At 63.4% G+C, this 23,272-nt stretch carries 21 protein-coding genes and 1 pseudogene; 20 read left to right on the forward strand and 2 right to left on the reverse strand.

What is annotated here, in order from left to right:
- Window positions 1-8: 8 nt before the first annotated feature.
- From JW897_RS17405 to JW897_RS17465, 13 genes are all read left to right on the forward strand, one after another.
- Window positions 9-326, forward strand: a complete 318-nt coding sequence (locus JW897_RS17405) for a FliM/FliN family flagellar motor switch protein (protein WP_205467073.1) — start codon at window positions 9-11, stop codon at window positions 324-326.
- A complete protein-coding gene (locus JW897_RS17410) occupies window positions 323-745 on the forward strand; it encodes a hypothetical protein (protein WP_205467074.1) in 423 nt (140 codons plus the stop codon). The genes JW897_RS17405 and JW897_RS17410 overlap by 4 nt, the downstream gene beginning before the upstream one ends.
- 5 nt (window positions 746-750) lie before the next feature.
- Window positions 751-1,464 carry a flagellar type III secretion system pore protein FliP gene (locus JW897_RS17415; RefSeq protein WP_205467075.1) on the forward strand — a complete coding sequence of 238 codons (714 nt, stop codon included), beginning with the start codon at window positions 751-753 and terminating at the stop codon, window positions 1,462-1,464.
- A 6-nt stretch (window positions 1,465-1,470) separates the two neighbouring features.
- Window positions 1,471-2,190, forward strand: a complete 720-nt coding sequence (locus tag JW897_RS17420; protein ID WP_240352268.1) for a sigma-70 family RNA polymerase sigma factor — start codon at window positions 1,471-1,473, stop codon at window positions 2,188-2,190.
- Window positions 2,191-2,447: 257 nt separating this feature from the next.
- Window positions 2,448-3,029 carry a flagellar basal body L-ring protein FlgH gene (locus JW897_RS17425; RefSeq protein WP_240352269.1) on the forward strand — a complete coding sequence of 194 codons (582 nt, stop codon included), beginning with the start codon at window positions 2,448-2,450 and terminating at the stop codon, window positions 3,027-3,029.
- Window positions 3,030-3,057: 28 nt separating this feature from the next.
- Entirely contained in the window at window positions 3,058-3,636 is a 579-nt protein-coding gene (locus JW897_RS17430; RefSeq protein WP_205467078.1) for a hypothetical protein, read from the forward strand.
- A gap of 27 nt (window positions 3,637-3,663) precedes the next feature.
- Window positions 3,664-4,032 carry a hypothetical protein gene (locus tag JW897_RS17435; RefSeq protein WP_205467079.1) on the forward strand — a complete coding sequence of 123 codons (369 nt, stop codon included), beginning with the start codon at window positions 3,664-3,666 and terminating at the stop codon, window positions 4,030-4,032.
- A complete protein-coding gene (locus tag JW897_RS17440) occupies window positions 4,029-5,171 on the forward strand; it encodes a tetratricopeptide repeat protein (protein WP_205467080.1) in 1,143 nt (380 codons plus the stop codon). The genes JW897_RS17435 and JW897_RS17440 overlap by 4 nt, the downstream gene beginning before the upstream one ends.
- A gap of 700 nt (window positions 5,172-5,871) precedes the next feature.
- Window positions 5,872-6,393, forward strand: a complete 522-nt coding sequence (locus tag JW897_RS17445) for a fimbrial protein (protein ID WP_048415049.1) — start codon at window positions 5,872-5,874, stop codon at window positions 6,391-6,393.
- On the forward strand, window positions 6,374-7,165 hold the full coding sequence (locus JW897_RS17450; RefSeq protein ID WP_205467081.1) for a fimbrial biogenesis chaperone: 792 nt from the start codon (window positions 6,374-6,376) through the stop codon (window positions 7,163-7,165). The genes JW897_RS17445 and JW897_RS17450 overlap by 20 nt, the downstream gene beginning before the upstream one ends.
- Window positions 7,166-7,175: 10 nt before the next feature.
- Window positions 7,176-9,758, forward strand: coding sequence for a fimbria/pilus outer membrane usher protein (locus tag JW897_RS17455; protein ID WP_205467082.1), 2,583 nt, complete (start codon window positions 7,176-7,178; stop codon window positions 9,756-9,758).
- Window positions 9,759-9,766: 8 nt separating this feature from the next.
- On the forward strand, window positions 9,767-11,188 hold the full coding sequence (locus tag JW897_RS17460) for a fimbrial protein (protein ID WP_205467083.1): 1,422 nt from the start codon (window positions 9,767-9,769) through the stop codon (window positions 11,186-11,188).
- A complete protein-coding gene (locus JW897_RS17465; RefSeq protein WP_205467084.1) occupies window positions 11,178-11,930 on the forward strand; it encodes a fimbria/pilus periplasmic chaperone in 753 nt (250 codons plus the stop codon). Before JW897_RS17460 ends, JW897_RS17465 begins: the two co-directional genes overlap by 11 nt.
- Window positions 11,931-12,166: 236 nt before the next feature.
- Here the strand turns inward: JW897_RS17465 and JW897_RS17470 are convergent, their stop codons facing one another.
- Both JW897_RS17470 and JW897_RS17475 read right to left on the reverse strand, forming a co-directional pair.
- Window positions 12,167-14,914 carry a M60 family metallopeptidase gene (locus JW897_RS17470; protein WP_205467085.1) on the reverse strand — a complete coding sequence of 916 codons (2,748 nt, stop codon included), beginning with the start codon at window positions 14,912-14,914 and terminating at the stop codon, window positions 12,167-12,169.
- Window positions 14,915-15,194: 280 nt separating this feature from the next.
- Window positions 15,195-16,590 (reverse strand): annotated as a pseudogene (locus tag JW897_RS17475) (purine-cytosine permease family protein).
- A gap of 133 nt (window positions 16,591-16,723) precedes the next feature.
- On the opposite strand from JW897_RS17475, the gene JW897_RS17480 reads away from it, so the two are divergent.
- The 7 genes from JW897_RS17480 to gmhB all read left to right on the forward strand — a co-directional run bounded on the left by JW897_RS17480 (window position 16,724) and on the right by gmhB (window position 23,255).
- A complete protein-coding gene (locus JW897_RS17480) occupies window positions 16,724-16,984 on the forward strand; it encodes a hypothetical protein (protein ID WP_156187907.1) in 261 nt (86 codons plus the stop codon).
- On the forward strand, window positions 16,985-18,316 hold the full coding sequence (gene hemG, locus JW897_RS17485; RefSeq protein ID WP_205467086.1) for a protoporphyrinogen oxidase: 1,332 nt from the start codon (window positions 16,985-16,987) through the stop codon (window positions 18,314-18,316).
- 37 nt (window positions 18,317-18,353) lie between these two features.
- The gene (locus tag JW897_RS17490) at window positions 18,354-19,088 is read left to right on the forward strand and encodes a substrate-binding periplasmic protein (protein ID WP_048415044.1); all 735 of its coding nucleotides are present in this window, start codon (window positions 18,354-18,356) and stop codon (window positions 19,086-19,088) included.
- Window positions 19,089-19,225: 137 nt separating this feature from the next.
- A complete protein-coding gene (gene glyQ / locus JW897_RS17495) occupies window positions 19,226-20,116 on the forward strand; it encodes a glycine--tRNA ligase subunit alpha (RefSeq protein WP_118266665.1) in 891 nt (296 codons plus the stop codon).
- A gap of 44 nt (window positions 20,117-20,160) precedes the next feature.
- The gene (locus tag JW897_RS17500; RefSeq protein WP_240352271.1) at window positions 20,161-20,586 is read left to right on the forward strand and encodes a surface-adhesin E family protein; all 426 of its coding nucleotides are present in this window, start codon (window positions 20,161-20,163) and stop codon (window positions 20,584-20,586) included.
- A gap of 14 nt (window positions 20,587-20,600) precedes the next feature.
- A complete protein-coding gene (gene glyS, locus JW897_RS17505; protein ID WP_205467088.1) occupies window positions 20,601-22,661 on the forward strand; it encodes a glycine--tRNA ligase subunit beta in 2,061 nt (686 codons plus the stop codon).
- 48 nt (window positions 22,662-22,709) lie between these two features.
- Complete coding sequence (gmhB, locus tag JW897_RS17510; protein ID WP_019103520.1) at window positions 22,710-23,255, forward strand: D-glycero-beta-D-manno-heptose 1,7-bisphosphate 7-phosphatase; 546 nt, start codon at window positions 22,710-22,712, stop codon at window positions 23,253-23,255.
- Window positions 23,256-23,272 lie beyond the last annotated feature (17 nt).

Below are 23,272 nucleotides of genomic sequence, written 5' to 3' on the forward strand. Positions count from 1 at the left end.
AGTGAGACATGAGCAAGGAAGTTGAAATTTTCAATCCCGCCCCTTTGGACGCCAAGGTGGATGCGGCGGCGGCGGGTTTGCTGGGCGGTCGTCTTGAGTTGCTGAAAGACGTGGAGGTCAGGTTGGACACCCGGATTGGGCGCTGTCGGCTGAGCATCGCCGCATTGGACGCCTTGAAAGAGGGGGAGGTGCTGGCCTTGGACAAAGCGCCGGGAGATCCGGTGGAGATACTGTTGGGCGGTCAGGTAGTCGCGCGCGGCGCCTTGGTGGTGGCGGGCGACCATCTGGGCGTCCGCATCGAGCAGGTGGCGAGCTTTTCCGCGTGAACGCCATGACGGGAATGAAATACGCGTTTGCGCTGATGTTGTGCATCCACAGCATCAGCGTTGCGGCCAGCGATTGCGTCGCCGGGGCCTCGGCTCCGGGCTGCGCGATTTCGGCATCCGAGCCGGCTCGGGCGCGGTTGCAGTTCCGCCGCGACCCTCCCGCGACGAGCGCCGGCCTGCTTGGCCCTTATGAAATGTTGGGCGGCTTGGCCCTGATCGGCGCTGCGGCGTGCTGGTGGCGATTGCGTCATCCGCGTTTTGGCCAGGCCGGGCTCGGGACGGGCGATCTGCGCCTTGTGAGCAAATGCCGTTTGTCCGCCAAGTCAACGGTGTACGTGGTTCAGCACCGCGATCGTGAAATCATGTTGGCGGAAAGCGAGCATGGCATCACCGTGGTCAGGGATGAGTCCAAAGCATGAGAAAAATGCAGCAGTTGGTTTGGGCGCTCGCCTGGCTGCCTCTGATGGCCGACGCGAAAACGCAAATGGCGGATGTGGCGCTGAGCGGCGCAGGCGTCAGTCAGGCGGTCAACATCGTGCTGGCGCTGACCCTGGTGGCCTTGCTGCCCGGCATGATGGTGGCGATGACTTCGTTTACCCGCATTGTGATCGTGCTGTCCATGTTGCGGCACGCGATGGGCATGCAGGAAACCCCGCCCAATGTGGTGCTGATCATGTTGGCGGCCTTCCTGACCTTGCTGTCCATGGGGCCCACTGTCGAGAAGCTGGATCAGCAGGTGGTGACGCCCTTGTACCAGCAACGTTTGCCGGCTTCGGCCGCGCTCCGGCAAGGTGGCGTCATCATGAAGGAATACATGATAGGCCGGACGCGCGAGCAGGACATGAGCTTTGTGTTGAGCAGCGCCGGCAAGGACATGCCGGACAATGCCGAGTCCATCAGCCTGGTGCATGTGGCGCCGGCTTTTCTGCTGAGCGAACTCAGGCTGGCGTTTCAGATTGGCTTCGTGATTTTTCTGCCTTTCCTCCTAGTGGACATCATTGTTTCCAGCGTCTTGATGGCGATGGGGATGATGATGGTGCCTCCGGTTTCCATCGCTTTGCCGATCAAGGTGCTGATGTTTGTGCTGATCGATGGTTGGACGCTGGTGGCCAGGGCGGTGTTGTCCGGCGGGACGTGATCCGCAATGCCTGCCCTGGGTTCCCCGCTGGATGCTGAGGCGCGTGACTTGCCTGAAGCCGCCGATGCCGCCTCATCCGAAGCGCGAGCCGCTTTGGTGGAGGCCCATCAGCCTTTGGTGCGCATTCTTTCCGCTCGGATCTACGCGCGGAGAGTGGGCGACAGTTTCGAATTTCACGACGTCTACCATTGGGGAATGATAGGGCTGCTGGAGGCGATTGACCGCTATCGCCCCGAATGCGGCGTGGCGTTCAAGACCTATGCCGAATACCGGATTCGGGGAGCGATCTTGGATCAGCTGGCGCGGACCTCGGAGGTGGCGAGCCAGGCGTCCGCCCGACGCAGAGCCTTGCAGGAGCGAGTGGAGGCGATAGAGCCGGATGCGGCGGAGCCGTTCGACATCCTGCGGGAATTGTCGGTGGGGCTGGCCATTGGCTTCATGCTGGAGGACAGCGGGATGTTCTTGGCCGAGCCGGAGCCGGCGTCCGAGGATGTCGCCTACCGTTCGCTGGAACTGAAGGAAACGAAGCGGGACTTGTTGGCCGGCCTGGCCGGGGTGCCTGACAAAGCGCAAAAAGTGCTGCGGCTGCACTATCTGAACGGGGTGCCGTTTTCCGAAGTCGCCCAGTTGCTGGGGTTGAGCAAGGGGCGGGTTTCGCAATTGCACAAGGAGGGCTTGGCCTTCTTGCGCGCTGGTTTGTCCTCATCGAAAGAGAGGGAGGGCTGAGCAAAGATGCGCTACGCGCCTAAACTTTTTCATCGCGGCCAAGATAAGACTGTTACAGGCGGGCGATATCGAACCGTTCGTGACGGGTTGATGATTTCGCTTGCTGCGGATGGGCTTGCCGTCCAATTGAAAGACCGATTATGCCTTGTTGTGCAAGAATAGCGCTGTTGTTTGCGGCCTTGTCCGCGCTGGGGGGCTGCGTATCTCCCAAACCGTTGATTTCCGGGCCGACCAGCGCGGACCCCGCGCCTGTTCCCATGATTCAGACCACCCCCGGCAGTCTGTATCAGCCCGGTCGTTACCGTTCCTATTTTCGCGACGATGTGCCGTCCCGCGTTGGCGACAGCCTGACCGTGGTGATTCAGGAGCGTGCCAGTTCCAGCCTGTCGGAAGAGGCCAGAGGCAGCAGGGATACCAGAATCGGCAACGAGGCGGGGGTGGAAATGGACGCGCCTGTCATCAACCGGATGTTTGGCTGGTCTCCAGGGAAGAAATCCTTGTCCGGCCAACTGAGCGCTTCCGGAAACGAGAAGATGGATGGCCGAGGCAGCCGCAACAACAGCAGCAGCTTTACCAGTTCCATTTCCGTGACCGTGGTGGGGGTCTTGGCGAATGGCTATTTGCGGGTGAGCGGAGAAAAACAGGTCCAGATCAATGAGGACAGTGAACAGATCCGTCTGTCCGGGACGGTGAATCCCCGCGATATCCAGCCTGGCAATTTGGTGTCTTCCACCAAGGTCACGGATGTTCGATTGGAGCAGCAGACCGCCGGCAATCAGAGCTTGTTTGCCAAGCCCGGCTGGCTGACTCGTTTTTTCATGAGCGTGCTGCCGTTCTGATGCGGCGATTTGTTGAAATGGAGTGGTAATGGATTACGCGGTATTGGATCAGGAAGAACTTTTCCAGTTGGCTTTGCAGGCGATGGAAAGTCAGCAGCATGCGGAAGCGGTGGCGCTGTTGAAGCAAGGCGTGCGCAACGATGGCGAAGATGCCCGCCTGCGTTACTTGCTGGGCGCGGAATACGCTCAGATCGGCTTGTTTGACCGCGCAGCGGCTGAAATGGAGCAAGCCGTGGTCCTGCAGCCTGGCTTGGTGATGGCGGTGTTCCAACTGGGCCTGTTGCATCTGACCCAGGGGCTGCCGGAGCGGGCAGAACAGGCGTGGCAGGGACTGGACGCGTTGGCGGCGGATCATCCGCTGCAGCTGTTCCGTCAGGGCTTGTCGCACCTGATTCGGGATGAGTTTGCCGACTGCCGGGAGCGCTTGATGCTCGGCATCGCCGCCAACCAGGCCGCGCCGATGCTGAATGAGGACATGAAGCGGATTCTGGAGCAGATCGACGCTCAGCAGAGCGCCGTTCCGGAGACGGAGCCGGCCGCGGGGGGCTCCGCGGGTACGCTGCTGCTTCGAGGCTATGCCTCCAGCGGAGACGACAAGCTGCATTGACGCGAAGGTTTTGCTGGAATTAAACGGATGGAGCCGATAGACAAAGCCGGTATTTTGCAGCGCTTGTTGGCCAGAAACCGATTGGTAGAAGGCAGCAGGCCGGCTGCTCAGAAGTCCGCGCCGACAGCCAAGGCCGCCGGCAACGCCGATGTGCGTCGACAGATTGCCAAACAGTTGCGCGCCATCGATCCGACCTGGCCCGATGCGGAGTCGCGCGTGCTGGAGGTGCATGTGCGCGCTTTGCTGGCGGAAGAGTTTGGCGCGGGCGCGGCAACGGATCCGGCCTTTGGCGGATTGGTGGCGGATGTGGCTGCGGCGATTCGCCAGCATCCTCAATACGAAAAGCTGGCCGCGTATTTGCGGCAGCAATTGCAACAATCCCATAAGCAAGCATGATGACCGAACTCAATCAGCGATTAAGCCAACTACAGGCTTATCTAGCGGCCGATCCGGCCAACCCTCATTTGCTGCTCGAACTGGCCGACCTCCATATGCAGGCCGGCAGCCAGCATGAGCATGAAGCTGCTTTGCAGCGCTTGTTCGCCGTGGCGCCTGGCCATATGGGCGGCCGCATCTTGCAGGGCGTCGGCTTGATGCGTCAGGGGCGCCTGGACGAGGCGGTGGCCGTGTTTCAAGCTTTGCGCGGCGATGGCGGGGACGATCCCGCCTTATGCTACAACCTGGCCTACGCGCTGATGCTGCAAGGACGTTACGAAGAGGCGGAGCCCCAAGCCGCGATGGCCGCCAAAAGCTTGGCGCTGCTGCCGCAGGCCGGACCGTTGCATGTCCGCGCCCTCCACTTTTTAGGACGGCTGGAAGATGCGGTTTTAGTGGCGGAATCGGCTTTGCAACGGCATCCGGAGCATCTGAGCCTGTATGGCTTGTTGGCGACGCTGTATCTGGATCAAGAGAATCTGGCTGCGGCGGAAAGGGTGGCTCGCCAAGTGTTGGAGCTTGCGCCTGCCGATCCGGATGCGGCGACAGTGTTGGGCATGCTGGCCCTGAGCAAGCAGGACCTGACCGTCGCGGGGCCCCTGCTGCGGCAGGCCTGCGCCAGTAAACCGAATTCAGGTCGGGCCCAGATGGGACTGGGGCTGGTGTCCATGCTGGAGGGCCAACTGGATGAGGCAGAGTCCAAGGTGGTTCAAGCGCTGCGCGCAATGCCGGGACATGTGGGCAGCTGGCATGTGCTGGCTTGGTGCCGAATCTTGAGCAATCGTCCCTTGGAGGCCAAGGAGGCGTTGCAAGAGGCGCTGCGGCTGGATCGTAATTTTGCCGATACTCATGGCGGCCTCGCCATCGTCGAGATCATGGAAGGGCGCCTGCAAGAAGCGCAGCAGTCCGTCAGGCGGGCGCTGGGACTCAATGCCGGCAGTTTTCCCGCCCAATACGCCCAGAGTTTGTTGCTGCAGTCCGCGGGCCAGGCGGAACAGGCCAGGGCCATTCATGAGCGTTTGTTGAATAGCGAGGTGTTGCCGGATGGCACCAAATTGAATGAGGCGGTGGCCAAGGCCATGGCCTTGTCTTCGTTTTGAGCGCAATGTCGGCTCATTGAACCGACGTCTTCGTCTTTGGCTTGCCCTATTGGCTGACGAGTAAACACGGAGTCGTGATATGGAATGGCCTCTGGTCCCCTGGTGGATCGGGGGCTTTTTTTATTTCATGCAGTTTTTTTGTACCGGATTGAAGTGGCGCTTGTTTTTTCTGCCGCTCCGGACTGTGCCGGGCTTGATTGCGATGTGGATAGGGTCGGTGAGGTGCGAAGGGTAGTATGCAGGCATAACACTGCTAATGATCTCAACCGCGATGCTCTTGACAAGGCGAGAGCTTGAAGTCGCTGAGACGCAGAATTCAATCGTCGCGGAGAAGCGGGTGTGGCGCTTGTACTTGATGGAGGCTGGCCGAATGAGGAGGGGGGCGGAACACCCGGGCTGACTGCGGAGGCGCTGGGTGTTGAGCTGGGATGCTTGGAGGATATGGTTATTTTGTGGTAAGTCCGCTATGTAATTTTTCTTGATATCCGTCACATGATGAATATGTTAATTTTTTTTATCCTATGATTTTTCGACTAGGAATTTTGTTTGCATCTTTTTGTGTTTTCTTGGTTTTTTAGGAGGAATCCTATTCTTGCGGCTGAAGGCGATTAAGTAACATCGGCCTGTCTTTTTTCTGCTCGAAAGAAATTTATCTCAGCAGACCGGAAAGATATTTTTAATGTCAATGGAGAGTGGTTTCATGAAGAAAATCGTCGTTTTGGCCAGTTTATGCCTGCCGGCTTTAGCTTTGGCGGATAACACCATTAATTTCCAGGGCGAAGTGACTTCGCAAACCTGCACGGTGGATATCAATGGCAACGCCACCAGCCCGCTGGTGCTGTTGCCGACGGTGCCGACGACCAGTCTCGCCAAGACCGGTGACGTGGCCGGGGAAACCGACTTCACCATCCGCCTGACCGGCTGCGAAGCGGCGCCCGCTGGCGGCACCAAGATCAATACCGTGTTCGTCGCCAACAGCCTGACCACGGGCGGCAATATCGGCAACGTCGGCTCCGCCGGCAAGGTGGCGCTGCAGTTGCTGGACCCGGCCGCGCCGGCTACCCCGTTCAACCTGACCGGCGGTTACAAGGCGCCGGGCCTGGAGTTGAAGGCAGGCGAGACCACTGCCGAGCATAAGTTCGCCGTCCGCTACTATGCCGAAGACACCGTTACCGCCGGTTCGGTGTTGGGCAGCGTGCAGTATGCGGTTTCCTACTTGTAAACGCAGCAGCCTGCCGGAGCGCGGCGCGTCTAACGCCGCCGCGCTCCGGCGCGCGCTGCTGCCGGCGCTGATCCTGCTGGCCGCGTGGCCGGCGGCCTGGGCCAGCGTGGTGCTGAACAATACCCGCATCGTCTACCCAGGGCAGGCCCGCGAGAGCAGCATCCAGCTGCGCAACGAGGACGAGATACCCAATGTGGTGCAAGTGTGGCTGGACGCCGGCGACGTGGATTCCACGCCGGAACGCGCCACGGCGCCGTTCGCGGCGATGCCGTCGGTGTTCCGCATGGAGCCCAAGGCCGGCCAGACCGTGAGGCTGGTGTTCGACGGCAGCGAGCTGCCGCAGGACCGGGAGTCGGTCTACTACTTCAATATGCTGCAAATTCCATCGGTCAACCGCGAGTTCTCCGAGCAAAACCAGATGCTGGTGATGCTGCGCAGCCGGCTCAAGCTGTTTTACCGTCCAGCAGGCATCCAGGGACGAGTTGAGCAGGCGTCCAGCCAGTTGAGCTTCTCCTTGCAACGCCAGGGGCGCGGCTGGCAACTGCATGCCGACAACCGCAGCGGCTATTACCTGTCGCTGATAGGCGGCGAGGTAATGAGCGGCGGCAAGGCGCATGCCTTCAGAGCCGACATGCTGGCGCCGTTTGCTCGCGCCAGCTGGCCGGTGCCGGGGCTGACGCAGGCCGGCGCGCGGCTCTCCGTGCGTTTCAAGCATGTCAATGATTACGGTGGCGTGAACGAGGTAGAGTCTGCCGCCGTGGCAGTGGAATGATTTCCCGGATATGACTCCAAATAGCTATCGCAGTCAGTGGTTTCCTGGCCTTCCCCCGGTGTTGGCCGCCAGCGTGGCCTGCTTGACGCCTGGCCTGGCCTGGGCCGAGCCGGGCAGTGCCGCCGAGAAGACCGCGCCGGCGCTGCTGGCGTATCGCTTCGACAGCCGTTTGTTGCTGGGCTCCTCGCTGGCGAACGGTCTTGAGCGTTTCAACACGCCCAATCAAATGGACCCCGGCGACTATCTGGTGGACGTCTTCGTCAACGGCGCTTTTCTTTCCCGCCAGACGGTGAGCTTCCGGCGTGAAGGCGAACACCCCACTTCCGCCTGTCTGGACCAGGCCTTCCTGCTCAAGGCTGGGGTGCTGGCGGAAAGCCTGCCGCCGGACGAGGACGCGGCGGCGGCATGCTGGCCGCTGGCCCTGCGCATTCCCGGCGCCGGCAGCGTGTTCGACCTGCCGCGCTTGCGTTTGGAGCTGTCGGTGCCGCAGGCGGCGATGAAAAGACGGGCGCGCGGTTATGTGGCGGAAGAGGATCTGGACGCCGGCGCGGCGATAGGCTTCGTCAACTACGACGCCAACAGCTATCGCTCCAGCAGCGGCGACGTCAGCAACACCTATCATTACGTCTCCGCCGACGCCGGGGTGAACCTGGGGCTGTGGCGCTTGCGCCAGCAATCCAACTACAGTGGCGGCATGGCCGGCGGCGGGGGCTGGAATCATATCCGCAGCTATGCGCAGCGCGCCTTGCCCGTCTGGCAGAGCGAGCTGACGCTGGGGGAGAGCTCCACTGGCGGCAGTCTGCTGAGCGGGCTCAGTTTCCGCGGCGTGCAACTGAGCAGCGACGACCGGATGCTGCCGGAGTCCTTGCGCGGTTACGCGCCAGTGGTGCGCGGCGTGGCGGACAGCAATGCCCGGGTGGTGGTGCGCCAGGGCAAGCAGGAGATTTATCAGACCGTGGTGGCGCCGGGTCCCTTTGTGATCGACGACCTGTTCCCCACCAGCTACCAGGGCGACCTGGACGTGGAGATCACCGAGGCGGACGGGCAGGTGAAGCGGTTTACCGTGCCCTTCGCCGCGGTGCCGGGATCGATGCGGCCGGGCCAGACCCGTTACAGCCTGACGCTGGGTCAACTGCGCAACGCCTTGGACGACAAGCCAGTGTTCGCCGATTTCACCTATCAGCGCGGCGTCAACAATGCGTTGACCGCCAATATGGGCGCGCGGGCGGCTTCCCATTACACCGCCTTGCTGGGCGGCATGGTGTGGGGGTCCAGCTATGGCGCACTGGGCGCGGACGCCACCTATTCACGCTCCCGCGACGGCGACGGCAGCCTGAACCATGGCTGGCGCGCGGCCCTGTCGTATAGCCACACCATCCAGCCCACCGCCACCTCCATCACCTTGGCCGGCTATCGCTACTCCACTCGCGGCTACCGCGATCTGGTCGACGCCCTGGGCGCGCGGCAGGCTTTTCAACGCGGCGAGACCTGGAATTCCAGCACCTTCCAGCAGCGCAACCAGTTCACCGTCAGCGTCAACCAGCGGCTGGGCGGTTACGGCAGCCTGGGGCTGTCCGCCGCGATCAGCGATTACTACAACGGCAAGGAGCGGGATACCCAGTTGCAGCTCAGCTACCAGAACCAGTTCCGTTCCATCAGCTACGGGGTGTCGGTATCGCGTCAGCGCATGGGGCAGTGGCAAACCGGCGGTTCGGCGTTTCAGCCGCTGGACAGCGGGCGAGTTCGCAATACGGTGATGTTCAATCTGTCGATGCCGCTTGGCAAGGTCCGGCGCGCGCCGATGCTGGCGGCGTCAATGAGCCGCAGCGAGGGCGAGCGCAATCTGCAATTGTCGCTCAGCGGCACCGCGGACGAGGCGCAGACGGTCAGCTACGGCGTCAACGCTTCGCACAACTCGCAGAGCAGTGCAGGCGCGTTCGGCGCCAATGTGCAAAAGCGTTTCCCGCTGGCCACGGTGGGCGGCAGCTATTCACGCGGCCGCAATTTCACCCAAACCGGCGCCAGCGCGCGCGGCGCGCTGGCGGTGCACCGCGGCGGCGTGACTTTCGGTCCTTATCTGAGCGAAACCTTCGGCCTGGTGGAAGCGCCCGGCGCCAGCGGCGCGGCGGTGCGCAACGGCATGGGCGCCACCGTGGACCGCGCCGGCTACGCGCTGATCCCGTCGCTGACGCCGTATCGCTACAACGACGTGGCGCTGGACAGCAAGGGCCTGGCCGATGGGGTGGAACTGCAGGGCGACCAGTTGCGCACCGCGCCGTACGCCGGCGCGGCTGTCAGGCTGAAGTTCGCCACCCGCCGCGGCCAGGCGCTGCTGATCAAGGGCCGGCTGGCCGACGGCTCGGTCTTGCCGATGGGCGCGATGGTGTACGCGGAAGACGGCGCCAATATCGGCATGGTGGGCCAGGGCGGGCAGGCCTATGCGCGAGTGGCCGCGCGCAAGGCCACGCTGCGGGTGAAATGGGGCGAAACGGCGGACAGCCAATGCGCGTTGCCGTACGCGCTGCAAGACGATGCCGCCAGCCGGCCCATCATCCGCCTGGAGGCGGAGTGCGCGCCGCTGGCCAAACAATGAGGGCAGAGATGACAGTTCAATCCGATGCAATGGTGCGTCGCCGCGTCGCCGCCGTGTTGCTGGCTTTGCTGGGAGGCGTGTTGTGGTGCGCGCAGGCGGAGGCCGCCTGTTATCGCGTGTCGCGCTCTACGCCGACGACTGACACCGGTGCTGTCGACTATGTCGAGCCCGGCAAGGGCTTGGTACGGGTTTGGGAAGGCGCGCACGATACCTCGGGAAAGGGCGCGATGGCGATGACCATCAATATCAATAACGAGGTGTTTCAGCCAGACGGCACCTTGCTGGCCAGCAAGGTACTGAGCATTTTCGACTTGGGGTCCGGCCATGTCGGCGGCTATGCGCCGGAGCAAGTGCTGTTTCGCTGTCGGCCGACAGAAAATCCGAGTACTTTTTACGAATATTACTCGACCAATGGCGACAACAGTTGGGCCGGCAAGGACGAGGAGGGCAGCGCCATCGGCTTGCCGGAGTCCTATCGCACCGTACAGCGCGGGCTGATGGCGCGGGTGACCAATCTGAACACCGGCGAGTACGCGTCGCGTTATTGGAAACGGCGGCCGCTGGAGCTCGATATGGCGCGCGACAAGGATTCGAAAGGCTGGTATCTGATCAAGGCCAGGCACTTCAGCAATTACAAGGTGGAGTTCTTCAAATACAGCCAGTCCAAGGGCTCGGGAGACAGCGGCTGGCAAGATGGCCAGGATGGTCAGAATTGGAATTATTCGCAGCCCATCGCCTATAGCGCGTTTCAAGGCGGCGGCATGTCGCCGGATTTGAAGCCGGGGGCAGACCACGCATCGCAGTACTCAGGCTTCTATAGCGCCTGGCCAGGGGCCATCAATCCATATCAAACCGTCAAGGTGCGCCGTAGCGCCAGCTGCCGCGTAGTAACGGCGACGCCGGTGGTGGCTTTCCCGCCCATCAGCGCGGCGGAACTGGAGAAGGGTGGGCAGCGCATGCTGCCTATCGAGATCAAGCTGCAATGCCAGACCGGCGCGCCGGCAAATACCGGCCTGACTGGTTTCCAAAGCGGCACCGGAGCTAGACAGACGGCGATGGGGGTGCTGGTGCAAGCGGCCAATTACCTGGCGGCGCAGAGCGAGGGCCTGGGCGTTCCCGGCGGCAGCGGGGTTACCCACCTGCTATCCGACGGCTATGGCGACAATCCGGCGGTGGCCACCGGCGTGGGCGTGGCGTTGAGTCGGCCGAGCGGTCAAAAGCTGAACTGGTTGAGCAGCGAGTGGATCACCGGCGGCGGCGGCGCCGCCGGCTGGTATCCGGTGTTGCAGGATGCCGACGCATCGGGTAGCCAGGATGGACTGACCAGCTATCACGCGCGGATGCGTGCGACGCTGATCCGTTTGCCGGGCAAGAAGGTCAAGGCCGGCTCTTTGAACGCGACTGCGCAGGTGGTGATCCGTGTCCAGTAGGGCGTGGCCGTGCTGGAAAGTGGGCGGTCTGCTATGTCTATTGTGCGGCAGCAGCTGGGCCGGCCTGATGGCGGAGTCCACGCGGGTGGTGTTCGCTGCCGGCAGCGCCGAGCAATCGTTGCAACTGGTCAATACCAACCCTTATCCGGTGGTGGTGCAGGCCTGGGTGGACGACGGCGGGCTGGAGTCCGGCCCGGACGCGGCCAGCGCGGCGGTGATGCCGATTCCCCCCATTTTCCGCCTGAACCCGCAGGCGCAGATCAGCCTGCGCCTGATCGCCACCGGGGTGCCCTTGCCCGCGGACCGAGAGTCCTTGTTCTGGCTGAATCTGTATGAGATTCCGCCGCGGCCCGGCGATCTACCGGCAGATGCGCAAACCCTGACCGTCACCTTGCGCACCCAGATGAAGCTGTTTATGCGGCCGGCCAAGCTGCCCTCCTCGGCGGAGCAGCTGCCGGAGCAGCTGCGCTTCGCTCTGGAGCAGGATGCCGACGGGCCGCGATTGCGCATAGCCAACCCCAGCCCCTATTACGCCACTTTCCGCTCCTTGGAGGTGGTTTGTGCCGGCGGGGCGGCGCAGCCGCTGACGGTGGACATGTTGGCGCCCCTGGCGCGGGAAACGTTGGCAATGGCCTCGCCCTTGCCTTGCGCCGCCGAAGCAGCCGAGGCCCGCTTTCTTCTGGTGGACGACGATGGCAATCCGGTGGCGGGGAGGGCGGCGCTGGGAACCGATGTCGAATGAAGTGAGTAGGGTGAGTAGCGTCGCTTGGGCATTGACAGGCGGGGCCGGCAGACGGGCAAGCCTGGCGGCTCGAGTTCGAACAGGCCGTATCCTCGTGCTGTCTCACGCCCACACAATATCCGGCGTATCCGTTTGCCTCGCTCTGTCGTTCAAAACCTTGGTGAATCCGTTTAAAAAAGAGACGCGGGAGCCCCGCGTCTCTTGGCGTTGCTTAGGACTGCATCGTGATGCCGGGCTTATTTTTCAAGCCAGGCATCCTTCCATGCCAGCCCCGTGCCGGGTGCGTAATGTTGCGGCGATTGGCTGCACCAGCCGCTGAAAGGCGGCAGCTTGCATTCAAAGGTGCGGCCGGCATTCGTCACTTTATCGCCGGCCCGATAACTGCCGCCTGGAACATAGGCGGGAATGCCGCCGTTTCCTTTCTTGACCTGGAGGCTGTGAGCGACGCTGGCGGTTTGGCCGGCTCTATCCTTCACCGTTAGCAGCACTTGATGCAAGCCCTCCTTGACTCGGTCGGACGCGGAAACCGCAAGCTGATCGCCATTGGGCTGCAGCGTGAGTTGCGTGCTATTCGTCCATTGATAAGTCAAGCTTTCCCCGCTGGAGCCTTTGGCGCTCAGGGTGATGCCCGGCTGGTTTTGCGTGAGGGCGTTCGGACCGCTGATCAGGGCCTTGGGCGGCGGTGGCAGAGGATCCGGTTTCGCGGTGACCGTGATCGAATGCGAGGTTTTGTCGGTCTTGCCGAAGCGATCCTTCACTTCCAAGTCAATCTGGTACTTTCCAGGCAGAACGCCCGGCGCCATATTGACGATGGCTTTGTCGCGATTGGGCAGCAAGAGCAGCTTGCTTTGCGTCGACCAGGCGTATTCCAGCGTATCGCCGGCGGATTGTTCGGCGGACAGGATGATGCCTGTGAGGTGATCTACCGGAAGCTCGCCGGGCCCGCTGATATGGGCCTTGGGCGGCGGGCCGCCTGCATCGTCGCCGCGTTTGACCTGCATCTCATGCACGGCGCTATCGGTGCGGCCTTTGGCATCGGAGACTTCCAGCGTTACCTTGTGCTTTCCCTCCGCCGCCGTAATGGGGGCAGTCACTAGCGCCAAGCCTTCATTCACTCTTAATATGAGCCCGCTATTGTTATGCCAGTTATAGGTGAGCCTGCTGCCGGTTGAAGATGTGCCATCCAGCCGCACACCAATGGCGTCTCCCTGCACCAACTCGGTTTCCCCGGTGATATGGGCATTAGGGGGCAGGTCGCCATCGGGCTTGCCCAGCAACAGCTTGCCGCCAAAAGACATGCTGCCTTGCTGGTCGCGAGCCGTGACCGTCAGCGGCGCATAGGTATTGGCGGCGATATTGGCCGGCGCGCGCAAGGTGATCTCCTGACTGTCCTTGCCGGACACCACGCTAAAGCCTGGCGGCAGTTGCCATTGGAACTTGAGCTTGGACGCGTCGCGGTTTTTCAGCGCCAGCTTAGCGGTAAAGGTCTGGTTGGCATCCACGCTTTGCGGCGCCAACATCTGGCCGGCAATGGCTTGCTGTGCCAAGGGATAGCTGTAGCGTTTGTCTTTGTCCGTATTTTCCCAGATGGGCTTGTCCAGTGTTTTGAGAGACAGTTTATCCAGGGTTTTCTTGGTTTCAACCGTGGGCGGCAATCCCCATTTGGTGAAATACGGGCTGAGATCGTAGCCTGTCACCCGGCTGCCTTCCACAATAAAGGCCTGTTGTTGAGCCGCGGTGGTCTTGGGCAGCTCCGCGCTGGGCATGCTGCGGTAGCGCTGATTCAGACGCGCGTAAAAGTCCTTGCCAAAGGCCAAATCCAGTTGCCAATAAAGAGCTACCCGGACAAAAAGGTCTTTCTCATCGTGATAAGCCTTGCCGGAAGCCAGGTGCCTTGCAATTTTGTTCGCGAATGCATCCAGGCGAGAAGGCTGGCCTAACTCGCGCTGCACATAAAGCGAGGTCAGATTGACGCTGACTTCACCCTGGCCATCCCAGGTCAGCGGCTCCAACTGATAATGATGTCCCAGTTCATGCCAAGGGCCCCAGCTTGTTCCCAGCTTCTTGCTGTTGGCGACATCCGCGGCGCCGGAAACATTGGTACCCAGCCAGAAATCGCTGGCCGACATATAGCCTGCCGTCGCGTCCGCCTTGGTGACAAACTGGTACTGGAGCGGCGTGGCGATATGCGGCGCCGGCTGGCCGCCTCCCAGACCGTGCTGCTCTTCCGCCCAAGTGACGATCTGGTCCCAGCGCGTCATCAGCGCCGTTGGGCTGTCCACATGGCTTTTCAACACCGCCAGAGGCATGGTGATGATCATGCGCTTGCCCACCAAGTCGGCAAAGGGGGCGTCGGGATAACGCGCCAGCATTTTCTGCCAGTCCGCGTCCTGATGCTGGCCCAGCATGAAGCGCGGGACCACGTGTCCGCCGTCCTGCAGTTTGATGGTAATCGGTCCGGTCTTGATTTGATTTCGCGCCGTGAAATAAATCATGCCGTCATAGGTGGCGGTGATCTTGTTGGTGCCGGGCTTGAGGCTGACCACTTGCCGAGAGGCGTGATTCAAGTGGCTGTCCGCTTTGTTGGCGATGGGAACCACCCATAACTCGGGTGCTTTGTCCGGCGCGTCTTGCGTATATTGGTAATCGATAGTCAGCACCTCGCCTTTTTTGACGCTATAGCCAGTCGATTGAATCGGCGAGGTTCTTCTTTTACGAAGCTGAAGCTGACGGATTTCTGCCGGCTCCCCTCGTTGCTCCAGAATCAGCGTCCGGGACGGGATCAACTGATCCGCCGCGGGTTGGGCGAATTGGGACGGTGCGGCAAGCGTGGCGGCATGGCTGTTTGCGATGCCGCTGCTTGTCGCGCCGTCGGAGGCCATCGAGAATAAGGCGCTGGCAATATGCGACAGCACGAAAACGGAAGCCGCTGATGCGTATAACTTCATGTATTCATTAACTCCAAGCTTAAGTTTGGAAAACAAGGCGCTCGATTGAGCACGCGCATTGTTCCAAGCCCGGAGTCTGTTGCTAAGAATTATGAACAAATCTTAAGAGAGTGTTTACGATTCGCTGTTCCAGCCAAAGATTTAGACGACAAGAGCCATCCCCGAGCGCTTACGCGGCAGTTGTAAGGCAGCTTCTGCCATCGCAGGGGCTGACTGTGCGGGTTCTACGGGCCGAATGCCTGGAGGACGGTAGGGAAAAGAATGAAACACCAACGGCGTGTCCGGCAGGATGCGCCGTTGGTGTTGGATGACGGTCTTACTCGGCGGCGCTGGCCGGTGCGGTATGAGGAGCCTGCCTGCGCGCCAGGCAGAAATACAGAGCGCCGGACGCGGCCAGGCCGATCAGCCAGGAAATGTCCACCTGGTTCAGATAGGGCAGCAGCGGCCCGCTGTAAAAGCCCGTGGCGATGAAGGGCAGTTGGGCCAGCAGGCCGAACGCGTAGCAGCCGACGCCGATCTTGTTCCAGCGGCCGTAAGCGCCGTCGGGGTCGCTGAGCGCGGGCAAATCGTATCGCTCCTTGCTGATCCAGTAGTAATCCACCAGATTGATGGCGCTCCACGGAGTAAAGAAGGTCAGCAGAAACAGGATGAAGGATTTGAAGTGCCGCAGAAAGTCGGCCTGCGCCGCCAGCGCTATCCAGGTGGACAAGCCGACGATGGCCAGCACGAAGATCAGGCGCTGAGCCTGGCCCATCCTTGCCTCGCGCTTGAAGCCGCTGACGATGGTGGCCAGACACATGAAGCTGCCGTAGGCGTTCAGCGTGGACACGGTGATCTTGCCGAAGGCGATGCTGAAGAACAGCCAGCCCGCCATCGCGCCGCCGCCGCTCAGGCCCACGATGTAAGCCACTTCCCGGCCGGCGAACGGCTTGCCGACCAGCGCGGCGGCGAGCACGCCCAAGCTCATGGCGATCTGCGCGCCGAGCACCGAGCCGCCGCCCACGCAGAGAAAGGTGCGCAGCGGGGAGGTGGCGCTGGGCAGGTAGCGCGAATAATCGGCGACATAGGGGCCGAAGGCGATCTGCCAGGACGCGGACAGCGATACCGCCAGCAGGAAGCTGTCCCAGGCAAAGCGATGATTGCGCAGCAGCGGCGCGATGTCGTTGACGCTGAGCAGGCGCGCGAACAGATAGGCGAAGGCGACCAGGCCGAACACGCTGGCCACCCGCCCCAGCAGATGGATCATCCGGTAGCCGCAGACCGCGAAAACGGCGATGACGGCGGAGAAGATCAGGATGCCGCTCTCGCGGCTAAGCCCGGCCAACTGGGCGATGGCCTGTCCGGACAGAATGGTGCCGGTGGCGTTGAAGCCGACGTAGAGCACGCAGACCAGCGCCAAAGGAATGGTGGCGCCCTGCACGCCGAACTGCACGCGGCTGGAAATCATTTGCGGCAACCCCAGCCGCGGACCTTGCGCCGTGCAAGGCCATCACCGCGCCGCCCAGCAGCTGGCCGATCAACAGGCCGATCAAGGACCAGAACACATCGCCGCCCAACACCACCGCCAGCGCGCCGGTGATGACGGCGGTGATTTGCAGATTGGCGCTGAACCACAAGGTGAACTGGCTGAGCAAGCGGCCGTGGCGTTCGTTTTCCGGAATGAAATCGATCGCCCTTGTCTCTATCAGGCGGGTTGGCGGTTTTGCCAGCATGACGCTTCTCCTCAGGAAACATGGGGCCGGGGCAAGGCGCGCCGGCGGGGTGGGCGGATTGCCGTTCCGTTCATGACGTTTGACTCTAAGTGCGGGCGCAGGACAAGGTCAATCGAAAACTGAATGTGTTAACTTGAACGGCTTTTGGCCGCCCGCGGCGAGCCGGCTTGCCGCGGATCAACTGGCGGCGGGGGCGCTCCGGGCATACTGGAAACGATTGATGGCCGCCGCTGGGCGGCTTTTTGGTTTTGGAAGCTGTTCACGATTCGCGACGCATTGGCGACACGGCGTTGAAATGCGCATGAACCGCGAGTTCATCGCGTTTTTCCGCCGCAAGGCCTGGCTGCGGCTTGGCTTGGGCGACGTCGAACAGGCGCTATGGAGGGAGCGGTAAATGATTGCGGTGATCGGCGCGGGAATGTCCGGCCTGGCCTGCGCCTGGCAGTTGCGCCGGCGCGGCCTGGACGCGGTGGTGTACGAGGCGTCCGGCAGGGTGGGCGGCAAGGTGCTGAGCCTGGACCTGGCGCCGGGCTTGATGGAGGCGGGGCCCAATACCTTGCTGGTGGACGAGGGCTTGCGGCAATGGCTGCTGGAGCTTGGGCTGACGCCCTTGTCGCCGGCGCCGGGGCCGCAGCGGCGTTTCGTGCTGCGGCACGGCCGTTATTGCGCCTTGCCCGACGGGCCGGCCGCGCTGCTGGCCGCTTCCTACTTCAGCTGGGACGCCAAATGGCGTCTATTGAGCGAGCCCTGGCGTCGCTCCGCGCCGGCGCAGGCGGAAACGGTGGCGGCCTTCTTCCGGCGCAGGCTGGGCGACGAAGTGCTGGCCACCGTGGTGGACCCCTTCATCGGCGGCGTGTTCGCCGGCGATCCGGAAGAATTGCTGATGAGGGAGTGCCTGCCCGCGCTGGCCGCCGCGGAGCGGGAGGCCGGCTCGCTGGTCTTGGGCATGTGGCGGCGTTGGCGGCGCGGCGAGTTGCGGCGCAAGCGGATGTGCACGCTGGCGGGCGGCTTGTCCAGCCTGGCCGAGCGGCTGGCGCGCGATCTGGACGTGAGGCTGGGCTGTCCGGCGCTGGGGCTGGAGCGAGCGGGCGAGAGCTGGCGGGTGCTGACGGCGGAGGGGGCGCAGCCGGCCAGCGCGGTGGTGCTGGCCTTGCCGGCGCCGCAGGCGGCGCAACTGCTGCGGGCCTGCGAACCGGAATGGGCGCGCGCCTGCGCGGCGTTGCCCTACGCGCCGCTGACCGTGGTGGCCACCGTCGTGGCGGAACAGGCGCTGCGCCGGCCGTTGCAGGGCTTCGGCGGACTGCATCCCGTCAGCGAACAGGCCTTGGCCTTGGGACATTTGATGTCCAGCCGGATTTACCCGCACACGGCGGCGCCGGGCTCGCGGCTGGTGACCAGCTTCATCGGCGGCAGCCGCCAGGCGGCCTTGGCCGCTTTGCCGGATCAGGCGCTGCTGCAGCGTTTGAACCTGGAACTGGCGCGTCTGTTCGGCCTGGAAGGCGAGCCCTTGAGCCAGCGCATCGTGCGTTGGCCGCAGGCGCTGCCGCAGGGTACGGCGGCGATGGCGGCCTTGCGGCCGCTGGCGGCGGCGGCGAGCGGGCGCGGCCTGCACGCCTGCTCCAACTGGCTGGACGGGGTGTCGCTGCCGGACTGCCTGGCCAAGGGCCGAGCGCTGGCCGACCGGCTGGCGGAGCAGGCTTTGCATTGCCGCCGATCCGACATATAACAAATCGTCGCGGACTGCCGGGCGAAAGGAGCGGGCGATGCGGACGAGTCTATGGGCGGCGGCTGTCGGAGCCTGTCTGCTGACGGCGGGCGCGGCGGCGCAGGCGCCGGTCAAACTGTGCGGGGTGGAGTGGCAGCCGTTCACCTATGTGAAGAACGGCAAGGTGGATTCCGGCATCAGCCACGACGTGTTGCAAGAGGCTTTCCGCCGGATGAACGTGCCGGTGACGATGGAGGCCGCGCCGTGGGAGCGTTGCCTGCGCGGGATCAAGACCGGCGATTACGACGCGGTGATAGACAACGAGGTGGCGGCGCAGACGCCGCGCTTCAAGAACGTTTATTCCAGCTATCCGGTGGCGCTCTGCGTCAAGCGCGGCTCGCCGGTCAAGTCCTTCGACTGGAAGCTGGTGCAAGGCCAGGCGGTGGGCATGGTGCGCGGCTACACCTATACGCCGAAAATCCTCAGCTACCCCAACTGGAAGCTGGAGCCCAGCAACGACGAGGATCAGCTCTATGCGATGCTGACCGGCGGCCATCGTCAGTTCGTGTTGTGCGATGTGTGGGGCGCGTCCCTGCGGCCGAATGTGGAGATTTTGCAGCCGGTGATAGACCGCACCGATTTGTCGCCCAATTTCAGCGCCCGGCAGGCGGCGCTGGCGGCGCGGCTGGACGCGACGATAGGCGATTTGATCCGCGACGGCAGCGTGGAGCGCATCTACGCCAAATACACCAAGCGCAAGTTCCGGGACATGGTGCCGGCGGCGGGCAAATGACGGCGGCGCGGCGCGGGGCGGGCCGGCGGGAGGGCATTTCGCCGGCCTTTTTGATTTGCCGCCAACGGCTTGGCTTTGCGCGGGGGGCGCTAGGCGGTAGAATTGGCCTTTGACTTTTCACTTTGCTCACCACGTCTATGCTTACCTTCCAGGAAATCATCCTCACGCTCCAGCACTATTGGAACCGCCAGGGCTGCGCCTTGCTGCAGCCCTACGACACCGAAGTGGGCGCGGGGACTTCCCACACCGCCACCTTTCTGCGGGCGCTGGGGCCGGAGCCGTGGAACGCGGCCTATGTGCAGCCGTCGCGTCGCCCCAAGGACGGCCGTTACGGCGAAAACCCCAACCGCCTGTTCCAGCATCATCAATTCCAGGTGGTGTTGAAGCCGTCGCCGTCCAATATCCAGGAACTGTACCTGGGCTCTCTGAAGGAGCTGGGCCTGGACCCGACGGTGCAGGATATCCGCTTCGTCGAGGACGACTGGGAAAACCCGACGCTGGGCGCCTGGGGCCTGGGTTGGGAAGTGTGGCTGAACGGCATGGAAGTGACCCAGTTCACCTACTTCCAGCAAGTGGGCGGCCTGGACTGCAAGCCGGTGCTGGGCGAAATCACTTACGGCCTGGAACGCCTGGCCATGTATCTGCAGGGCGTGGAAAACGTCTACGACCTGATCTGGACCCATCTGCCTGACGGCCAGCCGGTCACTTACGGCAATGTGTTCTTCCAGAACGAAGTGGAGCAATCCAAGTACGCGTTCGAGCACAGCAATGTCGAGCTGCTGTTCCGCCAGTTCAACGACTACGAGGCCGAGGCCAAGTCGCTGCTGGAGGCCAGCCTGCCCTTGCCCGCCTACGAGATGATTCTCAAGGCCGGTCACACCTTCAACCTGCTGGACGCGCGCGGCGCGATCTCGGTGACCGAACGCGCCACCTATATCGGCCGCATCCGCACCCTGTCCCGCGGCGTGGCGCAGGCCTATTACGACGCCCGCGAAGCGCTGGGCTTCCCGATGTGCCGGCAGGCCTGAGCTTGGCTTGCCGCCCCGGCCGTTTCTTGACAGAGGGAATGCGCATGAAGGCCTTTTTCGCATGCATGTGCGCCGCGCTGGCGCTGCCGGCGCTGGCCGAGCCCGCCGCCGACTGGGTGGCGTATCAGGACGGCAAGGCGCTGCAACTGGCGATTGACGGCAACTCGCTGTGGCTGGGGCAGGACGGACTGCTGCACTTCGTCAACCAGGAACGGTTCGACAAGGTCCAGTACGAGAAAAGCTACAAGCTGAAATTCAATATCCGCCGCAGCGTCGGTTACGCCGACTGCGGCAAGTACCAGTACGTGTTTGTCAGTTCCGATTATTTCGATCGCAACAACAGGCACCTGTTCTCAACCATGTTTCCAGTGCCGCGTCACGCCTGGAAATGGCAGCCCGTGTATCAGGGATCGGTCGCCGACGCCATGATGAAGGTGATCTGCGAAGCCGCCGGGTCCGCCAAGCGTTAAGTTTTAGAGTGAATATGAACCAGACATTGCTGATTGAGCTGCTCACCGAGGAGCTGCCGCCCAAAGCGCTGGAAAAGCTGGCCGCCAGCTTTGCCCAGACCATTGGCGACGAATTGAAGAAAATGCAGTTCGCGCCGGCCGACGCCGAGGCGACGGTCTACGCCTCGCCGCGCCGCCTGGCGGTGCAGCTGGCCGATGTGGCCGCCTTGCAGCCGGACCAGAAAATCACCCGCAAGGGCCCGGCCGTGGCCGCCGGCCTGAAGGACGGCCAGCCCACGCCGGCGCTGGCCGGTTTCGCCCGCTCCTGCGGCGTGGAAGTGTCCGCGCTGTCCACGATGAGCGACGGCAAGCAGGACGTGTACGCCTACGAGAGCGTCAAGCAGGGCCAGCCGCTGGCCGCGGTGCTGGCCGAGGTGGTGGCGCTGGCGCTGAAAAAGCTGCCGGCGCCCAAGCTGATGCGCTGGGGCAGCCTGGACGTGCAGTTCGTCCGCCCGGTGCACGGCCTGATCATGCTGCACGGCGACGCGGTGGTGCCGGGCGAGGTGCTGGGCCTGCAAAGCGGCCGGCATACCCGCGGCCATCGCTTCCTGTCCGAGGGGGAGGTGACGGTGGCCAAGGCCGACGCTTACGCCCGCACCCTGCATGAGTCCGGCAAGGTGGTGGCCAGCTTCGACGCGCGCCGCGAACTGATCCGCCACAAGCTGGCCGAGGCCGCCGCCCGCCTGAACGCCACCATCGCCGCGCCGGAGGCCTTGTTCGACGAGGTGACCGGCCTGGTGGAATGGCCGGTGGTGCTGGAAGCCGGCTTCGAAGCCGAATTCCTGCGCGTGCCGCAGGAATGCCTGATCCTGACCATGCAGCAGAACCAGAAGTATTTCCCGCTGCTGGACGCGTCCGGCAAGCTGATGAACCGCTTCCTGCTGGTGTCCAACCTGGAAACCGCCGATCCGTCCTTCATCGTCGGCGGCAACGAGCGCGTGCTGCGCGCGCGTCTGTCCGACGCCAAGTTCTTCTTCGAGCAGGACCAGAAGGCGCGGCTGGACAGCCGTTTGCCGCGGCTGGCCAATGTGGTCTACCACAACAAGATAGGCTCGCAGCTGGAGCGCGTGGAGCGCCTGCAGAGCATCGCCGGCGCCATCGCCCATGAGCTGGGCGCCGACGCCGCGCTGGCTGCCCGCGCCGCCTATCTGGCCAAGGCCGATCTGGTGTCCGACATGGTGGGCGAATTCCCCGAGCTGCAGGGCGTGATGGGCATGTACTACGCCCAGCACGACGGCGAGCACGCCGAAGTGGCCGCCGCCATCGAAGGCCATTACCACCCGCGCTTCGCCGGCGACACGCTGCCGGAAGGCAAGATCGCCACCGCGGTGGCGCTGGCGGACAAGCTGGAGACCATAGTCGGCATCTGGGGCATAGGCCTGATCCCCACCGGCGACAAGGACCCGTTCGCCTTGCGCCGCGCCGCGCTGGGCGTGGTGCGCATGGCGCTGGAAGCGGACCTGGACCTGAGGGCGTTGTTGAACATCGTCGCCGCCGCCTTCCCGGCCGGCAAGCTGTCCGCCGCCGTGGCCGACGAGGTGTTCGGCTTCATGATGGACCGCCTGAAGAACTTCCTCGCCGCCGATTACAAGGGCGACGAGATCGACGCGGTGCTGGCGCAGGCGCCGAGCCGGCTGGCGGAAGTGCGCGCGGTGCTGTCCGCCGTGGCCGCCTTCAAGGCGCTGCCGGAAGCGGCCGCGCTGGCCGCCGCCAACAAGCGGGTGAAGAACATCCTGAAGAAGGCCGAAGGCGAAGTGGGCGCGGTGAATCCGGCGCTGCTGAGCGAGGCGGCCGAGCAGGCGCTGTTCGCCGCCGTCGAGCAATTGGCGCCGCAGGTGGACGGCAAGTTCGCCGCCCGCGACTTCGCCGCCGCGCTGACCCAATTGGCCTCGCTGCGCGCGCCGGTGGACGCCTTCTTCGACGGCGTGATGGTGATGGCGGACGACGCCGCGGTGCGCAACAACCGCATCGCCTTGCTGGCGCGTCTGGCCGGCTTGTTCAACCGCGTGGCGGATATCTCGCTGCTGGCGGAGTGATCCGATGGGGCGGCCGCGGCCGCCCCGGCGCTCTAGACGGGGAAAACCGTGAAACTAGTCATTCTCGACCGCGACGGCGTGATCAACGAGGACCGCGACGATTTCGTCAAATCGCCGGCGGAGTGGGTGCCGATCGAACACAGCCTGGAGGCGATCGCCAATCTGACCCAGTCCGGCTGGCGCGTGGTGGTGGCCACCAATCAGTCCGGCATCGGCCGCGGCCTGTTCGACATGCAGGCGCTCAACGCCATGCATGAGAAAATGCACCGGCTGGTGGGCCAGGCCGGCGGCCGCATCGACGCGGTGCTGTTCTGTCCGCACGGCCCCAGCGCCGGCTGCGATTGCCGCAAGCCGCTGCCGGGCATGGTGCTGGAGATAGCCGAGCGCTTCAATGTGAAGCTGGACGGCTTGCCGCTGATCGGCGACAGCCGGCGCGACCTGGAGTCGGTGGCGGCGGTGGGCGGCCTGCCCATTCTGGTCAAGACCGGCAAGGGCGCCAAGACGCTGGCCGACGGCGAATTGCCGGCCGGCACCCTGGTGTTCGACGATTTGTACGACGCCGCGGAATATCTGATTGATTCCCGCGAACGTTGAGTTCAGAAAAGGATAGT

Origin of the sequence: Chromobacterium alkanivorans (genome assembly GCF_016937655.1) — a bacterium.
Taxonomy (GTDB): Bacteria; Pseudomonadota; Gammaproteobacteria; order Burkholderiales; family Chromobacteriaceae; genus Chromobacterium; species Chromobacterium alkanivorans.